The 21,524-nt window shown below is 74.5% G+C and carries 15 protein-coding genes and 1 pseudogene; 10 read left to right on the top strand and 6 right to left on the bottom strand.

Features of this window, described 5'->3' with window-relative positions; genetic code table 11:
• Nucleotides 1-140: 140 nt before the first annotated feature.
• Nucleotides 141-1,388, bottom strand: coding sequence for a nucleotide sugar dehydrogenase (locus AB0411_RS30120; RefSeq protein ID WP_366420443.1), 1,248 nt, complete (start codon nt 1,386-1,388; stop codon nt 141-143).
• A 223-nt stretch (nt 1,389-1,611) separates the two neighbouring features.
• Here AB0411_RS30120 and AB0411_RS30115 point away from each other — a divergent pair, with 223 nt between their 5' ends.
• Nucleotides 1,612-3,318, top strand: a complete 1,707-nt coding sequence (locus AB0411_RS30115) for a glycerol-3-phosphate dehydrogenase/oxidase (protein ID WP_366420442.1) — start codon at nt 1,612-1,614, stop codon at nt 3,316-3,318.
• A gap of 26 nt (nt 3,319-3,344) precedes the next feature.
• On the opposite strand, the gene AB0411_RS30110 is transcribed toward AB0411_RS30115, so the two are convergent.
• Nucleotides 3,345-4,580 (bottom strand): serine hydrolase domain-containing protein, encoded by a 1,236-nt coding sequence (locus AB0411_RS30110; RefSeq protein ID WP_366420441.1) that lies wholly within the window; start codon nt 4,578-4,580, stop codon nt 3,345-3,347.
• 189 nt (nt 4,581-4,769) lie between these two features.
• On the opposite strand from AB0411_RS30110, the gene AB0411_RS30105 reads away from it, so the two are divergent.
• Together AB0411_RS30105 and AB0411_RS30100 are read left to right on the top strand one after the other, a co-directional pair.
• Entirely contained in the window at nt 4,770-6,908 is a 2,139-nt protein-coding gene (locus AB0411_RS30105; protein WP_366420440.1) for a serine/threonine-protein kinase, read from the top strand.
• A gap of 227 nt (nt 6,909-7,135) precedes the next feature.
• Nucleotides 7,136-9,415 (top strand): protein kinase, encoded by a 2,280-nt coding sequence (locus tag AB0411_RS30100; protein WP_366420439.1) that lies wholly within the window; start codon nt 7,136-7,138, stop codon nt 9,413-9,415.
• A gap of 22 nt (nt 9,416-9,437) precedes the next feature.
• On the opposite strand, the gene AB0411_RS30095 is transcribed toward AB0411_RS30100, so the two are convergent.
• Together AB0411_RS30095 and AB0411_RS30090 are read right to left on the bottom strand one after the other, a co-directional pair.
• A complete protein-coding gene (locus AB0411_RS30095) occupies nt 9,438-10,619 on the bottom strand; it encodes a DNA glycosylase AlkZ-like family protein (RefSeq protein ID WP_366420438.1) in 1,182 nt (393 codons plus the stop codon).
• Between the two features lie 37 nt (nt 10,620-10,656).
• The gene (locus AB0411_RS30090) at nt 10,657-12,195 is read right to left on the bottom strand and encodes a class I adenylate-forming enzyme family protein (protein WP_366420437.1); all 1,539 of its coding nucleotides are present in this window, start codon (nt 12,193-12,195) and stop codon (nt 10,657-10,659) included.
• Between the two features lie 131 nt (nt 12,196-12,326).
• Here AB0411_RS30090 and AB0411_RS30085 point away from each other — a divergent pair, with 131 nt between their 5' ends.
• The 3 genes from AB0411_RS30085 to AB0411_RS30075 all read left to right on the top strand — a co-directional run bounded on the left by AB0411_RS30085 (nt 12,327) and on the right by AB0411_RS30075 (nt 15,467).
• Nucleotides 12,327-13,481, top strand: coding sequence for an acyl-CoA dehydrogenase family protein (locus AB0411_RS30085; RefSeq protein WP_366420436.1), 1,155 nt, complete (start codon nt 12,327-12,329; stop codon nt 13,479-13,481).
• Between the two features lies 1 nt (nt 13,482).
• Nucleotides 13,483-14,505 carry an acyl-CoA dehydrogenase family protein gene (locus AB0411_RS30080; RefSeq protein WP_366420435.1) on the top strand — a complete coding sequence of 341 codons (1,023 nt, stop codon included), beginning with the start codon at nt 13,483-13,485 and terminating at the stop codon, nt 14,503-14,505.
• Between the two features lie 473 nt (nt 14,506-14,978).
• Nucleotides 14,979-15,467 (top strand): ATP-binding protein, encoded by a 489-nt coding sequence (locus tag AB0411_RS30075; RefSeq protein WP_366420434.1) that lies wholly within the window; start codon nt 14,979-14,981, stop codon nt 15,465-15,467.
• 357 nt (nt 15,468-15,824) lie between these two features.
• Here the strand turns inward: AB0411_RS30075 and AB0411_RS30070 are convergent, their stop codons facing one another.
• Nucleotides 15,825-16,751 (bottom strand): cyclase family protein, encoded by a 927-nt coding sequence (locus tag AB0411_RS30070; RefSeq protein WP_366420433.1) that lies wholly within the window; start codon nt 16,749-16,751, stop codon nt 15,825-15,827.
• A 108-nt stretch (nt 16,752-16,859) separates the two neighbouring features.
• Between AB0411_RS30070 and AB0411_RS30065 the strand changes: the two genes are divergently transcribed.
• From AB0411_RS30065 to AB0411_RS30050, 4 genes and pseudogenes are all read left to right on the top strand, one after another.
• Nucleotides 16,860-17,768: an SDR family oxidoreductase gene (locus tag AB0411_RS30065; RefSeq protein WP_366420432.1), complete on the top strand. Its 909-nt coding sequence runs from the start codon at nt 16,860-16,862 to the stop codon at nt 17,766-17,768.
• 321 nt (nt 17,769-18,089) lie between these two features.
• Complete coding sequence (locus AB0411_RS30060) at nt 18,090-19,283, top strand: acyl-CoA dehydrogenase family protein (protein ID WP_366420431.1); 1,194 nt, start codon at nt 18,090-18,092, stop codon at nt 19,281-19,283.
• A complete protein-coding gene (locus AB0411_RS30055; RefSeq protein WP_366420430.1) occupies nt 19,280-20,350 on the top strand; it encodes a Zn-dependent alcohol dehydrogenase in 1,071 nt (356 codons plus the stop codon). The genes AB0411_RS30060 and AB0411_RS30055 overlap by 4 nt, the downstream gene beginning before the upstream one ends.
• Before the next feature lie 27 nt (nt 20,351-20,377).
• A pseudogene (locus AB0411_RS30050) lies at nt 20,378-20,557 on the top strand (MFS transporter); the annotation flags it as partial.
• A 270-nt stretch (nt 20,558-20,827) separates the two neighbouring features.
• Here AB0411_RS30050 and AB0411_RS30045 read toward each other — a convergent pair.
• A complete protein-coding gene (locus AB0411_RS30045; protein ID WP_366420446.1) occupies nt 20,828-21,430 on the bottom strand; it encodes a flavin reductase family protein in 603 nt (200 codons plus the stop codon).
• Between the last annotated feature and the right edge of the window lie 94 nt (nt 21,431-21,524).

Below are 21,524 nucleotides of genomic sequence, written 5' to 3'. Positions count from 1 at the left end.
GGGTGGTGGACGTAAAGCGAAGCAGTCCACCACCCAGGCCCCGGAGGCCCGCCACCGGCACCCACCACGAACAGCAAGCGGCCCCCGCCCAAACAACCCCCCGCCGGAGGCGACACCGAGCCGCGGACGGCAACGCGCGGCTACAAACGATGGGCGGCCCCCGTAGGAGTGGCCCCCCTGGTGTCCAGCAACAGCTGCGCCTTCACGGCCAGCCCCTGGAGGTCATACGTGCGGTGGGCCTGGAGAAGGACCGTCAGGTCGGCCGCGGCGGCGGCTTCGTAGAGGGAGTCGGCGCGGGGGACCGGGCGGTCCAGGACGTTCCACTGGGGGACGTACGGGTCGTGGTAGGTGAGGTGCGCGCCGAGTTCCATCAGGCGGGAGGCGATCTCGCGGGACGGGGAGCCCGCCTGGTCGGCGATGTCCGGCTTGTAGGTGACGCCGAGGAGCAGTACCCGGGCGCCGCGGGCGGACTTGCCGTGTTCGTTGAGGAGGGTGGCGCAGCGCTGGATGACGTAGCGCGGCATCCGGTCGTTCACCTCCTGGGCGAGTTCGACCATGCGCAGCGGGTGGCCGAGGGAACGGCCGGTGCCGGCGAGGTGGTTGGGGTCGACGGGGGCGGCGTGGCCGCCCACGCCGGGGCCGGGGCGGAAGGACTGGAAGCCGAACGGCTTGGTCTCCGCGCAGCGGATCACGTCCCACAGGTCGACGCCGATGTCGTGGCAGAAGACCGCCATCTCGTTCATCAGGGCGATGTTGATGTGGCGGTAGTTGGTCTCCAGGAGCTTGGCGGTCTCCGCCTCGCGGGGGCCGCGGGCGCGGACGACCTTGTCGGTGAGGCGGCTGTAGAAGGCGGCGGCGGCCTCGGTGCAGGCGGGGGTGAGGCCGCCGATGACCTTGGGGGTGTTGGCGTAGCGGTGGGTGCGGTTGCCGGGGTCGTGGCGGCCCGGGGAGCAGGCGAGGTGGAAGTCGCGGCCGGCGGTGAGGCCGGAGCCCTCCTCCAGGAGGGGGCGCAGGAATTCCTCGGTGGTGCCCGGGTAGGCGGTGGATTCGAGGATCACCGTGGTGTGCGGGCGCAGCTGCGCGGCCAGGGTGCGGGCGGCGTCGGCGAGGGCGGTGAGGTCCAGCGCGCGGTCCTCGCCGAGCGGGGTGGGCGCGCAGAGGACCGCGGTGCGGACCCGGCCGAGGGCGGTGGGGTCGGTGGTGGTGCGGAAGCCCGCCGAGAGCAGGCGGCGGAGTTCGGTGGCGGTCAGCGGCCCGTCGGCGCCGGAGAGGGCGGCGGTGTGCGGGTCGGGGTCGTAGCCGATGGTGCCGATGCCGGCGGTGGTGGCGGCCTGGGCGAGAGGGAGGCCGAGGTGACCGAGTCCGATGACGGCGAGGTCTGCGGGCATGCTGCGGCCGTCCTTCCCGAGCGACTGCGAATGACGTGTGCGCATGACGTGAGCGGCTGGCGATCGTGCATAAGTAGACTAAGCGGATATTTGACCCAGAATAGGGATTGATGGATCAAGGCGGCGGGGTGTTGTCGCCATGAGCGGAGGGTGGATACCGGAACGCGGCGCGGACAGAATCGACGGACGGGGGGTGTGGCCCCGATCACAGCGGGAGGCAGCGGTGAAGACAGCGATACTGGGACCGGCGCAGCGGGCAGAGGCGCTCGCCCGAATGGCGGAGCGGGAGCTGGACATTCTCGTGGTCGGCGCCGGAGTCGTCGGCGCGGGGACGGCGCTGGACGCCGCGACCCGTGGTCTGTCCACCGGACTCGTCGAGGCGCGGGACTGGGCGTCGGGCACGTCCAGCCGGTCGAGCAAGCTCATCCACGGCGGTCTGCGGTATCTGGAAATGCTGGACTTCGCGCTGGTGCGCGAGGCGCTGAAGGAGCGGGGGCTGCTGCTGGAGCGGCTGGCGCCGCATCTGGTCAAGCCGGTGCCGTTCCTGTATCCGCTGCAGCACAAGGGCTGGGAGCGGTGGTACGCGGGCACCGGTGTGGCGCTGTACGACACGATGTCCATCTCGTCGGGGCACGGCCGCGGCCTGCCCCACCACCGGCACCTCTCGCACCGCCGGGCCCTGCAGGTCGCGCCCTGCCTGAAGAAGGACGCGCTGGTCGGCGCGCTGCAGTACTACGACGCGCAGATGGACGACGCGCGCTATGTGGCGACGATGGTGCGGACCGCGGCCGCCTACGACGCGCAGGTCGCCAACCGGGCGCGGGTGGTGGGTTTTCTGCGCGAGGGCGAGCGGGTCGTCGGCGCGCGGGTGCAGGACGTCGAGGGCGGCGGTGAGTACGAGGTCCGGGCGCGGCAGGTCGTCAACGCCACCGGGGTGTGGACGGACGACACCCAGCGGCTGATCGGCGAGCGTGGCCAGTTCCACGTCCGTGCGTCGAAGGGCATCCACCTGGTCGTCCCCAAGGACCGGATCCATTCGACGACCGGGCTGATCCTGCGGACCGAGAAGAGCGTGCTGTTCGTCATCCCGTGGGGGCGGCACTGGATCGTGGGGACGACGGACACGGACTGGGATCTGGACAAGGCGCACCCGGCGGCCTCCAGCGCGGATATCGACTATCTGCTGGAGCATGTGAATGCGGTGCTGGCGACCCCGCTGACCAGGGACGACGTGGAAGGGGTGTACGCGGGGCTGCGTCCGCTGCTGGCCGGGGAGTCGGACGCCACCAGCAAGCTGTCGCGGGAGCACACCGTCGCGCACCCGGTGCCGGGGCTGGTCGTGGTCGCGGGCGGCAAGTACACGACGTACCGGGTGATGGCGAAGGACGCGGTGGACGAGGCGGTGCACGGCCTCGACCAGAGGGTCGCGGAGAGCGTCACCGAGGACATTCCGCTGGTCGGGGCCGAGGGCTACCGGGCACTGTGGAACGCGCGGGCCCGGATCGCGGCACGTACCGGGCTCCATGTGGCGCGCATCGAGCATCTGTTGAACCGGTACGGCTCGCTCGCCGAGGAGCTGCTGGAGCTGGTGGTGGCCGATCCCTCCCTGGGCGAACCGCTGTCGGCCGCGGACGACTACCTGCGGGCCGAGGCGGTCTACGCCTGCACGCACGAGGGCGCCCGGCACCTCGACGACGTCCTGACCCGGCGCACCCGCATCTCCATCGAGACCTTCGACCGGGGCACCCGCAGCGCCCGCGAGGTCGCCGAGCTGATCGCGCCCGCGCTGGGCTGGGAGCGCGACCAGATCGAGAAGGAGATCACGCACTACCAGAAGCGGGTCGAGGCGGAACGCGAATCCCAGCGGCAGCCGGACGATCTGACGGCGGATGCGGCGCGGCTGGGGGCTCCGGACATCGTGCCGCTGTAGGCCCGGGGGGTCTCGGCCCCGGGGTCTCAGTGGTGCCGGGGCCCGCAGAACTCCGCGGTCAGCACCGCCGTGCCGTGTGCCGGGTCGGGCAGGGTGTCGGTGTTGACGCGGTAGCTGACGATGCGGCGGCCGTCGGCGGTGCCCGCGGTGCGGACGTAGGAGCCGTTGATGTCGCCGTTGTGGCCCCAGACGGTGACGCCGCAGGGCAGCGTGGTCGCGTACAGGCCGAGGCCGTAGGTGCCGCCGGTGCCCTTCTCGTTGCGTATCTGGGCCATCTGGCGCGGCGCCAGGAACCGGCCGCGGAGCAGCGCGGAGAAGAAGCGGTTGAGGTCGCCGAGGGTGGTGACCATCTCGCCGGCCGCGCCCGCCCGGCTGGGGTCCAGGGACGTGGCGTCCACCCGCCGGTCGCCGGCCCGGGAGTACGCGCGGCCGTGCGGCCGGGGCAGCACCGGGTCGGTGCCGGGGAAGGAGGTGTGGTCGAGCCGGGCGGGGACGAGGATGCGGCGGCGGATCTCGGTGGCGTACGGGTGGCCGGTGACCGCCCGGATGACCAGGCCGAGCACCAGGTAGTTGGTGTTGGAGTAGGAGTAGCGGGTGCCCGGGGCGGCCACCGGCGGGTGGCCGAGGGCGATCCGCAGCAGTTCGGCCGGGGTGTGGCTGTCGTAGCGGTGGGCGCCGAAGCCCGTGCCGGAGAGCTGTTTCGACAGCCGGGGGTCCTGGGTGTAGTTGAACAGGCCGCTGGTGTGGGCCAGCAGCTGGCGGATCGTCACGGCGCGCAGGGTGCCGCGGTCGCCGTCGCCCGCGGCCGGGACGCCGGGCGGGAGGTGGGCGGCGGCCCTGTCGTGCAGGGACAGCCTGCCCTCGGCGACGAGCTGCAGGACGACCGTGGCGACCAGGGTCTTGGTGAGGCTGCCGGCCCGGAAGTGGTCCCGCGGGCCGATCGCGCGGCCGCTGCGCAGATCGGCCACGCCGGCCGTGGAGTAGCGCGCGGCGGGGTATCCGGCGCGGGTGGTGAGGGAGGCCGCGCCGGGCACCCCGTCGTCGACCAGGCGCTGCAGTGCGGGCCGGGTCGCCGCGGGCGGCCGGTCGGGTGTCCCGTGGGCGACGGGAGCCGGGCCGGGCCGGCCGGCGCAGCCCGTCAGGGCGAGTGCGGCCAGCGCGGCCAGGGCACCCGAACGGACCAGGGCGCGGGGCCGGCCGGTGACCGGGGGCGCGGGCAGGGGCGCGGGGGTCGCGGCCGGGCGTGGCGAGCGCTTCGGCATCGTGACTCCCGTTCGTCGGGGCCATCATGACGGGTGTGCGGTGGCGTCCGGCACAGACCCGGGCCTTCCGCATGGCCGCGGATGAGGGAGAATGAAGGCTCTGCCAGGGTGGGTTGTCCGAGTTGGGCCAGTTTGGTGATCGATGGGACGTCGAAGCTGCCAACTCGGCTGGATTGCAGAGGGGATTCAGTGGGCGACGAGGTCGAGATGGACGGCAAAGGGGGCAGGCTGCTCGCCGGGCGGTACCGGCTCGCCGATGTTCTCGGCCGGGGCGGCATGGGCACCGTGTGGCGGGCACGCGACGAGGTCCTGGGCCGCACGGTCGCGGTCAAGGAGCTGCGCTTCCCGGGCGGGGTCGAGGAGGACGAGAAGCGCCGCCTGATCACCCGCACACTGCGCGAGGCCAAGGCGATCGCCCGGATCCGCAACAACGGTGCGGTGACGGTCTACGACGTGGTCGACGAGGACGACCGCCCGTGGATCGTGATGGAGCTGGTCGAGGGCCGCTCGCTGGCCGAGGTCGTCCGTGACGACGGCCCGCTCACCCCGCGCCGCGCCGCCGAGGTCGGCCTGGTGGTGCTCGATGTGCTGCGCGCCGCGCACGCCGAGGGCATCCTGCACCGCGATGTGAAGCCGTCCAACGTCCTGATCTCCGACGACGGCCGGGTCGTGCTGACCGACTTCGGCATCGCCCAGGTCGAGGGCGACCCCTCCGTGACCTCGACCGGCATGCTCGTCGGCGCCCCCTCCTACATCTCCCCGGAGCGCGCCCGCGGCCACAAGCCGGGCCCGCCCGCCGACATGTGGTCGCTGGGCGGTCTGCTGTACGCCTGTGTCGAGGGCGTCCCGCCGTACGACAAGGGATCCGCGATCGCCACGCTGACCGCGGTGATGACCGAGCCCGTCGAGCCGCCGAAGAGCGCCGGCGAGCTGGAAGAGGTCATCTACGGCCTGCTGGTCAAGGACCCGGCGGCCCGGCTCGACGACGCCGGTGCGCGGGCGCTGCTGGAGGACGTGCTCCAGGCCCCCGAGGCGAAGACGCCGGAGCCCCCGATGGACGCGACCCGGGCGATGGCGCTGCCGACGGTGCCCCGGGAGCGGGCGGAACCGAAGCCCAAGCCCAAGCCGAAGCAGAAGCCCGCCGCGAAGGCGCGGCCCTCGAAGGCCGCCGCCGCGCCGGTGGCGAAGCCGGCGGCCGGGAAGACGGGCACGCCCGGGGCCGGCACGGCGGGCGCCGGCGCGTCCGCGGAGGCCCGTAAGGGCAAGGCGGGTGCCGCGCCCGCCGCGGCGGCGAAGGCGCCGGTGCGGACCGAGCGCCCGCAGCAGAAGGCGGCCGCCGCCACGGCCGAGGCGGCGACCGGCCCCGACCGTGCGGACGCGGACCGTACGGACACGGCCGGTGCGGACCGCCCCGCGGGCGCCCGCCCCGGGTTCGACGCCGAGGCCGCCAAGGAACGGCTGCGCGGCGCCCTGCGGTCCGTCCGCGGCGCCGCCGCCGCGATGGCGGCCCGCGCGGACTCCGGGTCCGGTGACGGGAGCCGCCCGGCGACGCGTGCGTCGGTGACCGATGTCGTCCCGCGCCGGACGCTGATCGTGGTGGCCGTGGTCGTCGTCCTGGCGGTGCTGGGCACGATCCTGGCCGTCTCCCTGAGCGGTGACGACGCGACGGGCAAGAGCGGCAAGTCGTCGGGCAAGCAGGACAAGGCGGCGTCCGCGAGCCGGGCGAAGCCCTCGACGGACGCGGCGGACGCGAGCGGGGACGGGGCGAAGGGCCAGGACGCGTCGACCCCGCAGCCGCCGCCGAACCTCACCCCCGCCGAGGACACGGGCGGCAAGGCCGACGACGGCGGCGGCAAGGGCGGCAAGGACGTGCCGGGCGGCTTCTCCGAGGTCACCAACGGCAAGTTCCACTTCCGTATGGCGATGCCCAAGGGCTTCCACCAGACGGGCACGGCGGGGGAGGGCTCCGGCGCCATATACAGCGCTTCGGGCGGCTTCCCGCGCATCCAGATCGACTACAACGCCGAGCCCGGCGACGACGCGGCGGCCTCCTGGCGCAGCCTGGAGCCGGCCGTGCGCTCCTCCAGCGAGGACTACCACCTCATCGGCATCAAGTCGGTGAAGTGGCGGGACTACCCGACCGTCGCCGACTGGTCGTTCACCCGCCGGCAGAGCGGCGAGAAGGTACGGGTCCTCGACCGCGGCTTCCGGGCCGACGACGACCACGGCTACGCCATCATGATCACCTGCAAGGCGGACGCCTGGTCGGACAAGGCCTGCCAGCAGATGATCACGACCGCGTTCAAGACCTTCGCGCTGAAGGACTGAGCGGGGGAGCGGGTGCGGGGCCCGGGCGCGGGCCGTGCGGAGGGCTCCGGTCGCGCGTCGTTGCGCCGAGCGGGCCGCAAGCCGCGATGCGGGCACGTATCGTGAGACCGCGAAGACCGTACGCATCCGCATTCGGCGGAAAGACGACCGGAAGTGACCGTTGGCGCCGGCGCCGACGGGCGGCTCCGGCGCGACGGTAGACACAGCGCGCGCTGCGGGGAGGCGTCGTGGACGAGTACGCGGGAAGGGTGCTCGCCGAGCGATACCGCCTGCCGTTGCGGCCCCTCGGCGACGACGACTTCACCGAGACCCGGGCGTTCGACACCTTCAGCGGCCAGGAGGTGCTGGTCCGTCAGGTGCCGCTGCCGGAGGTCGTCGAAGCGGAGGTCGTGGGCGCACCGGCGGCGGGCCCCGGCGAACGGGGCCCGGGCGGCGGCCGCGCCGGCGCCGCGCGGGCGACGGCCGGGCCGCCGGCGGGGAAGGCCGACCGCAGCCCCGCCGACCCCACCGTGCGCCGCGCGCTGGACGCCGCGACGACGGCCGCGCAGCTGGCCGACCACCCGCGGCTGGAGCAGGTCTTCGACGCCTTCGCCCAGGACGGCAGCCTCTGGATCGTCGCGGAGCTGCTCACCGCCCGCCCGCTGTCCGCGCTGCTGGCCGAGCGGCCGCTGTCCCCGCACCGGGCCGCGGAGATCGCCGCGGATCTGCTGACCGCGCTGCGGGTGCTGCACGCCAACGGCTGGCTGCACCGCAACATCACCGCCCGTACCGTCCTGGTCTGCGACGACGGCCGGGCCATCCTGACCGGCCTGGCGGCGGGCGCGGCCCAGGAGGCGCTGTGCGGCTACGACTCGCCCGCCGCGGCCGGGACGCCGCAGGACCGGGGCGCCGCGGACAGCCCGGCAGGGGACGGACCGGCGGCCGACGGACCGGAAGCCGACGGGCCCGCCGCCCGGACCTCGCTGACCAAGCCCGCGCCCGACGACGGCGCCGGCACCCCCTACGGCCGGCCCTCCGCCGGGCTCGCCGCCGAGCGGGCGCGGCAGGCGCGGCTGACCGTCATCGGACCGGTCACCGAGCGCTGGGCGCCCGAGCAGGCCGGACCGGTGCACGAGAACTGGCAGTTGGCGCCGCCGGTCGGCCCGGCCACCGACCTGTGGGCGGTCGGCGCGCTGCTCTACCGCAGCGTGCAGGGGCAGCCGCCGTTCCCGGAGGACAGCGTCGTCGAACTGGCGCAGCTGGTCTGCTCCCAGCCGCCGGCGGTCGCCGAGGAGTGCGGGGCGCTGCGTCCGGTCGTCGAGTCCCTGCTGCGCCAGGACCCCGCCGACCGGCCGGATTTCGAGGAGCTGAGCGGCTGGCTGCGCTCGCTGATCCGTACGGCGCCGGAGCCGGAGGCCGGCAGCCGGCTGGTGACGATGCCGGCGTCGCAGGGCGCCGATCCGCGGCGGCTGCCGATCGTGCGGCGCCGCGGCGAACTCGTCCGCAAGGGGCGCCACAAGAAGACCCGGGCCTCGCGGCGCGCACGGCCGCAGCCGGCACCGGCCGTCGTCGGGGCGGACCGGGCGCCGGCCGCCGCGGCCGCACCACCCGCCCCCGAGGCGCCGGAGCGGTCCGCGCCGCACGCCCCGGCGCCCCGTCCGCCGCGCCCCCCGAAGCAGCCGGGGCCGCTGGGGCAGCCCACGCCGGTCCGGGCGGAGCGGCCCGCCGAGCCGTTCGCGGGGGCCGGCGGGGACGTGGACCGGGACCCGTACGAGCAGCAGACGCTGGGCCAGGTCGGGCTGGCCGCCGCGCCGCGCCCGGGGCACCCCGCGCGCGCCCCGCGCCGTCTCGGCCGGCTGCTGCTCACCGTGATCCTGCTCCTCCTCGTCGGCGCGGTCGTCTATGCGCTGGCGTTCCTGCCCGGGGCCGGGCGGGACGCCGGGGCCGGCGGGCGCGGAGCGGAGCGGGCGAGCACCTCGGGCGCGGCTCCCGGCACCGGCCCCACGCCGTCCGCCGGCCGGGAGAAGGGCGACGGCGGGGCCCCCGGCGCGCCGGGGACGGCCCGGCCGACCGGGGCCGCCGAGGGCTACGAGGTCCGCCGCGACCCCGCGGGCTTCCAGGTCGCGGTCCGCAAGGACTGGCAGCGGCGCGGGGCGAACGACCGGCACCAGGTGCGGTACGTCGGCGGGGACTTCGAGCTGGTGGTGGTGCCCGGCCGCGACACCACGGCGCACTCCGGCACCGACCCCATGGCGTACATGCAGAACAAGGAACCCGAGCTGGCCCCGTACCGCTCCTCCGGGTGGGCGTCGGCCTCCGGTCTGCAGCGGATCGACGTCGGGAAGACGGCGATGGCCGAGGGCACCTTCTCCTGGCGCGACGGCAGCGGCCGCGAGGTGTACGTGCGCAACCTCGCGATGATCCACAACGGCCGCTACCACCTCGTCCTCGTCATCGGCCCGGACAGCGGCCGGCACGAGGTGGACAAGCTGTACGAGCAGGCGACGAGCAGCTACCGGCCGCGCTGAGGGGGCTGGCAGGCAAGGCCCGTCACCGGCTCAACTCCCGCTCCAGCGGGGTCCGGAAGCGCGGGGTGACACGGACGTCCCCGATCCAGTCCGCCAGCCGGGCCGCCTCGGCCGCCACCGCGGCGGCGGCCTCGCCGCCGCTGTCCTGAAGCCGCCAGACGATCTCGCCGTCCGCGCGCTGGGCCCAGCCGCCGATGATCCGGCCGCACCACCACACCGTCGGCCCGATGTTGCCGCTGCGGTCGAAGAGCCGCGGCACGAGGGCCGGGTCGAGGTACCAGTCGCGGGCCTTCCAGCCCATCGCGGTGGGGTCGAGGCCGGGCAGCAGGGCGGCCCAGGGGGCGGGGGCGGCGACCGGTTCGAGATCGTCGGGCAGCGCGACGCCGGGGGTTCCGTCGTCCAGATCCACCTCGACGGCCTCGACCGCGGCCAGGGCCTGCCGGGTCGCGGTGAGCGTCCACCCCGTCCACCACTTGAGGTCCTCGACGGTCGCCGGGCCGTACGCGGCGAGCCAGCGGCGGGCGAGGACGGCGCGTGCCTCGGGGGCCGGTGGCGCGGGCAGGTCGGCGAACGCGGTGCCCGGCCGCCAGCGGAAGGAGCTGCTGGTCCAGCCGCCGCGCGGCCGTCCGCGCCGGATGCGGCCCTCGGCGGCCAGGGTCCGCAGGATGCGGCTGGAGACGGCGACCGTGGCCTGGTACGGCTTGCCGGGGGAGTTCACGACGGTCTCGCGCAGGTCGGGCACCTCGGCGGCGAGTTCGGCGGCGGTGGCCTCGCCGTGTGCGTGCAGCGCGGCCAGCGTCCTCGCCTCGACCTCGGCCAGCCGCCGCTCGTCCCAGCCCGGGGCGCCCTCGGTGATCCACTTGAGTGTCCCCGCCCGTTCCTTGGCGGCGATCGCCCGCGCGGTGGACGAGGCGACGACCGGGGTCAGCGCGGCGCCGACCGCGAAGAGGGTGCGGCGCATGCACAGCAGCCGGACCAGCGATCCGTCGTCGTACAGCGCGCGTTCCACCGCGGCCGGGTCCGGGGCGGCCAGCCGGGCGCAGGCCGCCAGATGGACGGTCGCCGGATCGCTGGCGTGCAGCGCCACGACCGCGTCGGCGACCTCCTCGCTGCGGGCGGCGCGGTGCGCGGGCGCGAGCAACTGCCGCCGCCCGAGGCGGGCACGGCGTCCGGCGGTGTCGATACGGGGGCGTGAGCGGGTCATGCGGTGACCGTACGGGGCGGGTAGGACAGACGGTGTCCTATCCGGGCGGGGCCCCGCCGGCGCCCCGCCCGTCGCCGTACCGCTCCCGCAGTTCCCGTTTGAGCACCTTGCCCAGGGTCGCGCCGCGCGGCAGGGCGGCCGGCAGTTCCAGGCGTTCGGGGAGCTTGTGCGGGGCGAGGCCCTGGGCGAGGAGGTGCGAGCGAACCTCGTCGAGGGTCAACGCGGCGGCTCCCGGCGGCTGTTCGACGACGGCGCAGACCCGTTCCCCGCGCTCGACGTCCGGCAGCCCGATGACCGCGGCGTCGGCCACGCCGGGGTGCCGGTGGAGGAGCTCTTCGATCTCCTGTGCGGAGATGTTCTCGCCCTTGCGGATGATGATGTCTTTGAGGCGGCCGGTGATGACGAGGTGGCCGGTGGGAGTGAGGCGGCCGAGGTCGCCGGTGGGCAGAAAGCCGTCGGGACCGAAGGGGGACGGCTCGTCGAGGTAGCCGCGGCAGACGGCCGGGCCGCGCAGGGATATCTCGCCGGTGCCGGGGGCGATCCGGATCTCCATGCCGGCGGGGGGCCGCCCGTCGGTGGTGGCGAGGTGCTCGGGGCTGTCGTACGGATCGCCCATGGTGACCATCGGGGCCTCGGTCAGGGCGTAGCCGTGGGCCAGCCGGCAGCCGAGCGCGGCGACGACCTCGTGGTGGAGCGCGGGCGGTCTGGGCGCCCCACCACCGGCCAGCAGCCGCAGCGACGGCAGCAGCCGGCGGCCCGGCGGCAGTGTGCGCTGTTCGCCGAGGAAGAGGGAGTAGAAGGCGGTGGAGCCGCCGGCGATCGTGACGCGGTGGCGGCGGTAGGCGGGCAGCGAGCCGGGCAGCGCGAAGTGTTCCAGCAGGACGGCCGGGATGCCGTGCAGCAGGAGCAGGACGGTGTAGTCGGGGCCCGCGACATGGGCGTAGGGGAAGGCCATCGAGCCGACGTCGGACGGGCGCAGGCGCAGCGCCTCGCCCAGGGTGCGGCCGGCGGTGCGCAGGCTGTGGTCGGTGTGCAGCACCCCCTTGGGGCCCGCCGTGGTGCCGGAGGTCCAGTAGATCCACCGGACCTCGCCGGCGTCGGCGGGCGGCGGGGGCAGCACGGCCGGGTCGGCGTCGGGGAGGGTGTCGTACGCGTCGAGGACGGTGAGCGGGCCGGGCAGGCGGGCGGCCAGCCGGCGGGCCATCGCGCCGTGGTCGAAGCCGCGCCAGATGCCGGGGACGGCGAAGAAGGCGGCACGGGTGCGGCGCAGCACCTGGCCCACCTCGTGGTCGCGGTAGAGCGGGACGACCGGGCTCTGGACGGCGCCGATGCGGGCCAGGGCGAGGCTGAGCAGCACGGTCTCGATCCGGGTCGGCAGCTGCCAGACGACCCGGCTGCCGGGCCGTACGCCGCGTTCGTACAGGCCGGCCGCGACCCGTTCCGCGCGCCGGTGCAGGGCGCCGAAGGTGATCCGCCGCTCGTGCCGGGCGGATGCGGCGCCCTGGACGAGGGCGGTGGCGCCGGGGGTGCGGGCGGCCCGCCAGGCGACCAGGTCCCAGAGCGTGCTGCCGGTCATCCGCCCCTCCACCCCGAGCTGACGAAGCGTCAGATTTGGTCCCGAGATTAGCGGCCGGCGCCTTGTCGGTCCAGGGGGCCGGGGCTAGCCTGAAGCCTGACGGCCCATCAGAAACGGGCGAGGGGGCGGCGATGGACCTCACGTACTCACCGGAAGAGGAAGACTTCCGGGCCCGGCTGCGCACCTGGCTCGGCACGGTGCTGCCGGGGCTCCCCCCGAAACCCGCCGCGCGCGACTGGCCCGGCCGGCGGGCGTACGACACGGCCTGGCAGCGGATGCTGTACGACGCCGGATACGCGGGCCTGCACTGGCCGCGGGACGCCGGCGGGCAGGGCGCCACCCCCACCCAGCACCTGATCTTCCTGGAGGAGACCGAGCGGGCGGGCGCGCCCTACGTCGGCGCGAACTTCGTCGGGCTGCTGCACGCCGGGCCGACCCTCGCCGCCGAGGGCAGCGCCGGGCAGCGCGCCCGCTGGCTGCCGCCGATCCTGCGCGGCGACGAGGTCTGGTGCCAGGGCTTCAGCGAACCGGACGCCGGCTCCGACCTCGCCGCGCTGCGGACCAGGGCCGTGCGCGACGGGGACAGCTATGTCGTCAGCGGCGCCAAGATCTGGACCTCGCACGCCGAGGTCGCCGACTGGTGCGAACTCCTCGTGCGCACCGATCCGGACGCGCCCCGGCATCGCGGCATCAGCTGGCTGGCGATGCCGATGGACGCCCCGGGGGTGACCGTCCGGCCACTGCGCACCCTGGCCGGATCGACGGAGTTCGCCGAGGTGTTCCTCGACGAGGTGCGGATACCGGTCGGCAACCGTGTCGGCGCGGAGAACGACGGCTGGCGGGTGACGATGGTGACGCTGTCCTTCGAGCGCGGCACCGCCTTCGTCGGCGAGGTGGTGGCCTGCCGCCGGGTGCTCGGCGCGTTGGCCCGGGCGGCACGCGCCAACGGCCGCTGGGACGATGACGTGCTGCGCCGCAGGCTGGGCCGGCTGAACGCGGAGTTCGCGGCGCTGTGGCGGCTGACCCAGTGGAACGTGAGCGAGGCGCAGCACGGCGGCGGCGTGCCGGGGGCCGGCGGCTCGGTCTTCAAGCTGCGCTACTCCCACGCCCGCCAGGAGCTCTACGACGCGGCGGCCGAGGTCCTCGGGGCCGGTGCGCTGGACGCGGACCACGAGTGGGTCGCGGACCGCCTGTCGTCCCTCTCGTACACCATCGCGGCCGGTACCTCGCAGATCCAGCGGAACATCGTCGCCGAGCGCGTTCTCGGCCTGCCGAAGGGGCGGTGACGTGGACTTCCGACTCACCGAGGAGCAGCGGGCGTTGCGCGACGGCACCCGCGAGCTGCTGGCCAAACGGTTCGGCCGGGAGCGGCTGCGGGCCGCGGTCGACGCCCCGGCGCTGGACCGTGCGCTGTGGCGGGAGCTGGGCGCGGCCGGGTTCTTCGCGCTGCGGCTGCCGGAGCGGGCCGGCGGGGTGGGGCTCGGCCTGCCGGAGGCGGCGCTCGTCTTCGAGGAGGCCGGGCGGGCGCTGCTGCCGGGGCCGCTCGTGGCGTGCCAACTGCTGGCCGGGGCGGTGGACGGGGTCGCGGCCGGGGAGCGGATCGTCGCGCTGTGCGAGGCGGAGCGGGACCCGGTGCTGTGGGAACACCCCGCGGACTGCGATGAGTTGATCTTGGTGGAGGGCGGAGCGGGCCGCTGCGGCGACGGATCCGGTGACGGCCCCGGCGACGACTCCGGGGGCGCGGTCAGGGGCGCACAGGGGCGCACGGGCGGGGCCTACCGGAGCGCGCCGGGCCGGATTTCCCGCGCCCCGTTCACCTCCCTCGACCCCCTCACCCCCCTCGCCCGGGTCACGGACCTGCCGCGCGCCGCGCCCCTCGCCCTGGACGTGCCCCGGCTCCGCCGTGAGGCCGCCCTGCTCACCGCTGCCCAGCAACTGGGCAGCGCGGTCCGCACGGTCGAGATGGCGGTGGGCCACGCCCGCGAGCGCGAGCAGTTCGGGGTGCCCATCGGTGCGTTCCAGGCGATCAAGCATCTGTGCGCGCAGATGCTCGTTCGGGCGGAAATCGCCCGAACTGCGGTGTATGCGGCGGCGGTCACGGAGCGTGCCGACGATGTCACGGTCGCGAAGCTGCTCGCCGACGAGGCCGCGGTGCGCAATGCGCGGGACTGCCTGCAGGTCCACGGCGGGATGGGCTTCACCTGGGACGTCGATGTCCATCTGCACCTCAAGCGGGCCTGGTTGCGGGCCGAGTGCTGGGAAGCGGCCCGCGAGGCGGAAGAACTGCTGGCGGACGGTCTGCCGGCCTGACGAGGGCCGGGTGAGGGCCGCTGCGGTGGCGTGCGGTGCCCGGCGATGCCAGACTCGGGCAACTCGTATGCGAAATGTCGGACTCGCCACACGGAAATGGTCACGCAGTGTCGATATCGGGTTGTGTCCTAGGTGTGACTCGTCACAGGGGGGAGTCGGCGTGCCGCTCGGGTACCCTCCGTGGGGTGCGAGTGGTTCTGTGGCGCAACGGACCCGGTGTCGTCGGCGAGACGGCTCCGGGGTACGGACTGCGCGCCGCTCGCCCTTGGGCGGGGCCCGGTCGCCCCCCTTGTTCGACTCCCCGCAAAGTGCGTCGCACAGTATGCAGGACGCATACTCCCTTGCGCTGGAATATGCCCGAAGCGCTTGTTGGGGTGACTCAACGTCAACCATGCTGTGCTTCACCGGGGTCACGCACCGTGACTCCGTGGAGGCGCGAGGCGATGTTTCCGCCGGTTCGGATGGTGTGAGCGGTGCAGGTGCTTCAGGTTCAGTTGGACGTACGGCCCGACCCGGCCGAAGTGGGGCGGGCCCGGCGGTGGGCCCGGTCGCGGCTCGTGGGTTCCGGTATAGGGGTCGACGAACCACTCGCGGAGACACTGATCCTCTTGATCTCCGAGCTCGTCACCAACGCCGTGGTGCACACCGGCGCGGCGGCCGAGCTGCGGATGTGCTTCTCCGGCTCGGGCGCCGTGGTCGGCACGGTCCGGGTCGAGGTGGTGGACGCCAGCGCCCGCCCGCCGCGTCAGCGGCACGCCGACGGGGACGACACCAACGGCCGCGGCCTGGAGCTGGTGGACGGTCTGGCCGACCGCTGGGGATGGCAGCAGGAGGGCGGCGGCAAGCGGATCTGGTGCGAGGTGGACCGCGGCCAGCCGCTGCTGATGGCGTCCGGATCCGACCTGGGGGCCTACGAGCCGCAGCACGCCGCGCCGCACGCCGTGGGGACGCGCCAGGCGTGATCCGCCCGGCCCGCTGCGCACGGTGACAGGTCCGGCGCATCCGGCGTATGTGACGATGCGGGGCTGACGAATGCAGTCCGGGCGCATGCGGTCCGGACCAGGTGTTGACGTGGTGTGCCCGGTTGATCACGCTTGGGTGGAGCGATGCGCCGTGAGGGGACGTCGAGGTCATGGGGGCCGGGATGCCGGCCGCGGCCTTGGCGAGTGCGGATCGCGGCCTGGTGGGTTCCCCGCGACAGCGGGGGTGGTGGCGGTCCGCGGTGCCGTGCTCGGGGCGTCGACGCGCGCATCGCCGCACCGGCCGGCCGGGCGTTGCCGGGCCGCCGGCCTCGGGGCCGGCGGCCCGTCGCGGCCCGCTCAGAGGATCGCCACGGGCGCGACCGGCGCCCCGGAGCCCCCGACGAACGGCTCGGCCATCGCGGACAGCAGGAACGTGTGCCGCCCCGCCTCGGCGCAGGCCGCCGACAGCTCCTCCAGATTCCAGTTCTGGCCCTGCAGCATGCCCATCTCGACGAGGTGGAGCGCATGCACCGGCAGCCAGAGGTTCTCGATCTCCGGCGGGAAGATCTCGAAGGTCAGGGTGTCGTTGGCGACCGCCGCGACATCGCGCGCGTGGAACCACTCCGGGGTGCGCACCGACAGGCCCGGTGACGGGAACGCGTAGGCCTGCCGGTCGCCGTCGAGGTAGTGCCGCAGCTGCCCGGTCCGCACGAGCACGATGTCGCCGGCCCGCACCGTCGTCCCGGCCAGTTCCTCGGCGGCGTCCAGGTCCTCCGGTGTGACGGCGTGCCCGCCGGGCAGCCGGTCGGTGCCGTGGACGCGGGCCACGTCCAGGAGGACCCCGCGCGAGACGAGCGGGGCGGCCTTCTCGATGCCGAGGCGGGTGGCGCCGTGGTGCGCGGTGACCGAGTCGGCGGGGCGGTTGTTGTAGAGCCGCCCGGAGTGGGAGACATGGGCGAGGCCGTCCCAGTGGGTGGCGGCCTGGAGGCCCATCGTGACCGCGTCGTCCGTCGTCGCGACCGTACCGGGGCCGAAGATCTCCTGGTTGATGGCGGTCATGGTGTGCAGGGGGTTGACCCGGCCGGGGATCACGCCGGTCTGTACGCCGTCCTGTTGGAGCGGGAGGGCGAGCGGGACGCGGCGGCCGCTGCGGATGCCGGCGGCGGCCTCCCGTACGACCCGGTCGGTGATCAGGTTGAGGGTGCCGATCTCGTCGTCCGCTCCCCAACGCCCCCAGTTGTTCACGCGTTTGGCGATGTCGTGGAACTCCTGCGGCAGGGGCATGGGCCCTCCTCGGGATGGCCGGGTTCGATGCGCCCCGGGGTCTTGTGTTCGTACCGTGTCTGCTCAAAAATCTAACGGTCCGTCAGAAACTGCGGGAAGGGTCACGGCATGGGGAACTTCTTGGCCGGCAAAGTGATCGCCGTCACGGGGGCGGGCCGCGGCATCGGCCGGGCGGTGGCCCTCGCCTGCGCGGAACAGGGCGCCCAGGTGATCGTCAACGACTACGGGGTCGCCATCGACGGCGGCGGGCCCAGCAGCGAGGTCGCCGAGTCCGTGGCGAAGGAGATCGAGGCGGCCGGCGGAACGGCCTCCGCGGTCGCCGACGACGTGTCCACCATGGCCGGCGGGCAGCGGATCGTGGACACCGCGCTGGCGCAGTACGGACGGATCGACGGCGTGGTCTGCGTCGCCGGGATCCTGCGGGAGCGGATGCTCTTCAACATGTCCGAGGAGGAGTGGGACCCGGTGATCGCCACCCACCTGAAGGGGACGTTCACCGTCTTCCGCGCGGCCTCGGCCGTCATGCGCCGCCAGGGCTCCGGGACCCTGCTGGGGTTCACCAGCGGCAACCACCAGGGATCGGTGTCCCAGGCCAACTACGCGTCCGCGAAGGGCGGGATCATCTCGCTGGTGCGGAGCGCCGCACTGGGCCTGCACAAATACGGGGTGACGGCCAACGCGGTGGCCCCGGTGGCGCGGACGCGGATGTCGGCGAACGTGCCGATGGAACTGACGGAGATCGGCGAGCCGGAGGACGTGGCGGCGCTGGTCGTCTACCTGCTGAGCGACCGGGCCCGGGAGATCACCGGGCAGGTGTACACGGTCGCCGGGCCGAAGATCGCCGTGTGGGCCCAGCCGAGGGAGCTTCGCTCCGTGCACGCCGACGGGGGCGGGTGGACGCCCGAGCGGGTGGCGGAGGTGCTGCCGGGGGCGGTGGGGGCCGACCCCATGCCGATGCTGGCGCAGCTCTCGGCGATGGCCGGTGCCGCGGAGGCGGGGGCGCGGCCCAACGCGTAGGTCGCCCCCGCCTTTTTGTCTGCGGCGCTGTGGGGGTTCTCGCCGTTGCGCCTGCGGCGGGCCGGGGCGCTGGGCTTTGCCTCGGCATGCGTTTTCGGCTGCCCCGCCGTTGTGCCTGCGGCGGGCCGGGTCCGCTGCGCGGGGCTGTGGGTGCGGTGACGGGCCTGCGGGGCCTGGTGTGGGGACTGCTTCGCTTTACGCTCCGCCGTTGCTCTTTTTCGGAGCCCTCGGAAGCAGAGCCCCACACACCAGGCCCCTCCGGCCCGTCACCTCCCGTGGGCGGGTGGGAGAGAGGTTCGTGGGGGCGGTGGGGAGGTTGTCGTGGACTTTGGGTTCGGGAGTGGGGACGAGTCGTTCCGGGCGGAGGCGCGGGAGTGGCTTGACGGGCATCTCGTGGGGGCCTTTGCCGAGTTGGTGGGGTGCGGGGGGCCGGGGAGCGAGCACGTAGGGGGTGCGGGGCGGCGGGCCTGGGAGCGGGAGCTGGGGAGCGGGGGGTGGATCGGGCTCGGGTGGGAGTGTGCGGAGGGGGCCTACGGGAACCGGGTGGGGAGCCTGACGCAGCAGGTCGTGTGGGCCGAGGAGTATGTCCGTGCGGGGGCGCCGGGGCGGGTGGGGCACATCGGGGAGAACCTGTTGGCGCCGACGCTGCTCGCGTACGGGGACGAGGCGCAGCGGCGGAGGTTCCTGCCGGCCGTCGCCCGGGGCGAGGAGCTGTGGTGCCAGGGGTACAGCGAGCCGGAGGCCGGGTCGGACCTGGCGGGGCTGCGGACGGTCGCGGTCCGGGACGGGGCCGGGTATCGCGTCAGCGGGCAGAAGGTCTGGACGTCGCTGGCCCGGGAGGCCGACTGGTGCTTCGTGCTGGCGCGGACGGATCCGGACGAGCGGCGGCACCGGGGGCTCTCGTTCCTGCTGGTGCCGATGGACCAGCCGGGGCGGATCGAGGTGCGACCGATCCGGCAGATGTCGGGGACGGCGGAGTTCAACGAGGTGTTCTTCGACGGGGCGAAGGCCCCGTATGTGGTGGGCGGCCAGGGCGCGGGCTGGCGGGTGGCCATGGGGCTGCTGGCGCGGGAGCGGGGGGTGTCCACGCTCGTGCAGCAGATCGGGTTCGCGGCGGAGCTGGCCGAGGTCGTGGGGGCCGCGGTGCGCTGCGGCGCGCTGCGGGACCCGGTGCTGCGTGACCAACTCGTCGCGCAGTGGGCCGAGTTGAAGGTCATGCGGTGGAACGCGCTGCGGACCCTGGGCGCGGCCGGGGACGCCGGTGCGCCGAGTGTGGCCAAGCTGCTGTGGGGCGGCTGGCATCAGCGGCTCGGCGAGCTGGCGATGCGGGTGCGCGGGGCCGCCGCGGCGCTGGGCCCCGCCGACTGGACCGCGCGGGCGCCGTACGAACTCGACGCGCTGCAGCGGCTGTTCCTGTTCACCCGGGCCGACACCCTCTACGGCGGCTCGGACGAGATTCAGCGGAACATCATCGCCGAGCGGGTGCTCGGCCTGCCCAGAGTGGAGCGGATGTGAGAGGCGTCATATTCGACGGCGAGCAGCCCCGGGTCGTGGACGACCTGGAGGTGCGGGAGCCGGGACCGGGCGAGGTGCTGGTCGGCATCCGGGCCGCGGGGCTGTGCCACAGCGATCTGTCGGTGGTCGACGGGACCATTCCGTTTCCGGTGCCGGTGGTGCTGGGGCACGAGGGGGCGGGGGTGGTCGAGGCCGTGGGCGCGGGTGTCGGCCATGTGGAGCCCGGTGATCATGTCGCGCTGTCGACGCTGGCCAACTGCGGGGCGTGCGCGGAGTGCGACCGGGGGCGGCCGACGATGTGCCGGAAGGCGATCGGGATGCCCCAGAAGCCGTTTCGGCGGGGCGAATCCGAGCTGTTCAGCTTCGCGTCGAACTCGGCGTTCGCGGAGCGTACGGTCGTCAAGGCGGTGCAGGCGGTGAAGATCGCCGAGGACATTCCGCTGACGTCGGCCGCGCTGATCGGCTGCGGGGTGCTGACCGGGGTCGGAGCGGTGCTCAACCGGGCGAAGGTGGACCGCGGGGACTCCGTCGTGGTGATCGGGGCGGGCGGCATCGGCCTCAATGTGCTCCAGGGGGCACGGATCGCCGGGGCGTCGGTGATCGTGGCGGTGGACGCCAACCCCGCCAAGGAGACGGTGGCGCGGCAGTTCGGGGCCACCCACTTCATCGACGCCTCGGCGGCGCTGGACGGCGTCAAGGCGGTGAAGGAGATCCTGCCGACGGGCGCCGACCATGCCTTCGAGTGCGTGGGCAGCACCCGGCTGATCCGGCAGGCCGTCGACCTGCTGGACCGGCACGGCCAGGCGGTGCTGCTCGGCGTGCCGCCGGCCACCGCGGAGGCGTCGTTCCGGGTGTCGTCGATGTACCTGGACAAGTCGATCCTGGGCTGCCGCTACGGCTCGGCCCGCCCGCAGCGGGACATCGCGCTCTACGCCCGGCTGTACCGCGAAGGGCGGCTGCTGCTCGACGAGTTGGTGACGAAGACGTATCCGGTGGCGGACTTCGCGAAGGCGGCGGACGATGCGCACCACGGACGGGTGGCGCGGGCGGTGCTGACCTTCGGGTGAGGGGCGCTGAGCGGCGAGGGTGGTGAGGCGGCCGCGGTGACCGTCGCGCTCGCCGCGCCCGCGGCCGTCCCGCTGGTGCGGCTGCTGCGGCGCGACCAACCCGCGGATGTGGGGCTCGCGCCGTACGGGGCGGCGGAGTTCGTCGCCGAGCCGCCGCCGCAGCGGGGCGTGGCCCGGCGTGCGGTGCGGGCGCTCGTCCGGGCGGCCTGCCCCCTGCCTTCGGTCGGGCGGGTCCGGCCGTCGCTGCGGCGGCCTGGCCCGCGACGGCTTCGGCACCTGCAACCCGGTCCGGTACGCCTCCGGTGCGCAGTGCGCCGTCGCGGCGTGATGGCCCTGGTCATCCGGCCGCGGCGCGCGGGCACGGGGGAGGGGCGGCCGGTTCCCGCCCAGGGGCGCGCTCCCCGGGGGCTGTGACGACATGCGCGGGAGGGCCCGGGGCGGCTCCGCTGCTGCGCGGCGTGAGCGCGCCGGGCGCGTTTACGGGCGGAAGTGCCCGAAGGAGCCCCGGTGGAAGAGGAGCGGGCCGTGCGCGGCGGCGGCCGGGTCGGTGCCGAGGGCTTCGACCCGGCCGACCACGATCAGATGGTCGCCGCCGGTGTGCACGGCCTGGACCGTGCAGTCGATCCAGGCGGGGACTCCCGCCAGCCGTGGCGAACCGGTCGCCGGCGCGGCCGTGTGGCGCACGCCGGCGAACTTGTCACCGCCGCTGACCGCGAACCCCCGGCACAGCTCGCCCTGCCCGGCGCCGAGGACGTTGACGCAGAACACCCCGGCGCGGGCGATCCGCGGCCAGGTCGTCGACGTACGCGCCACCATGAACGCCACCAGCGGCGGGTCGAGGGAGAGCGAGGCGAAGGACTGGCAGGCGAAACCGGCCGGTCCCGGCTCGCCGGGGGACGTGATGACCGTGACGCCGCTGGCGAAGTGCCCCAGCACCGAGCGGAACGCGGCCGGGTCCAAGGGCGCGCGCTCGTCGTCGCGTACGGCCCGCAGCGCCGGCCGCGGGTGGGGATCGGCGGGGGCGGCGGCCGTGGTGGGCGCGCCGACGGAGCGCAGGTACCGCACGGCCGTGGCCGCCATTGCAGCGTGTCCCATCATGGCTTCATTGAATCTGATGAGCCGTCAGATGTGAAGGAGCGGGACGCCGCGGCCACCCGCACGTGTGGTTTGCCGG

Source organism: Streptomyces angustmyceticus (genome assembly GCF_040701845.1).
Lineage (GTDB): Bacteria > Actinomycetota > Actinomycetes > Streptomycetales > Streptomycetaceae > Streptomyces > Streptomyces angustmyceticus_A.
This window is presented reverse-complemented; position numbering and strand designations above follow the sequence as displayed.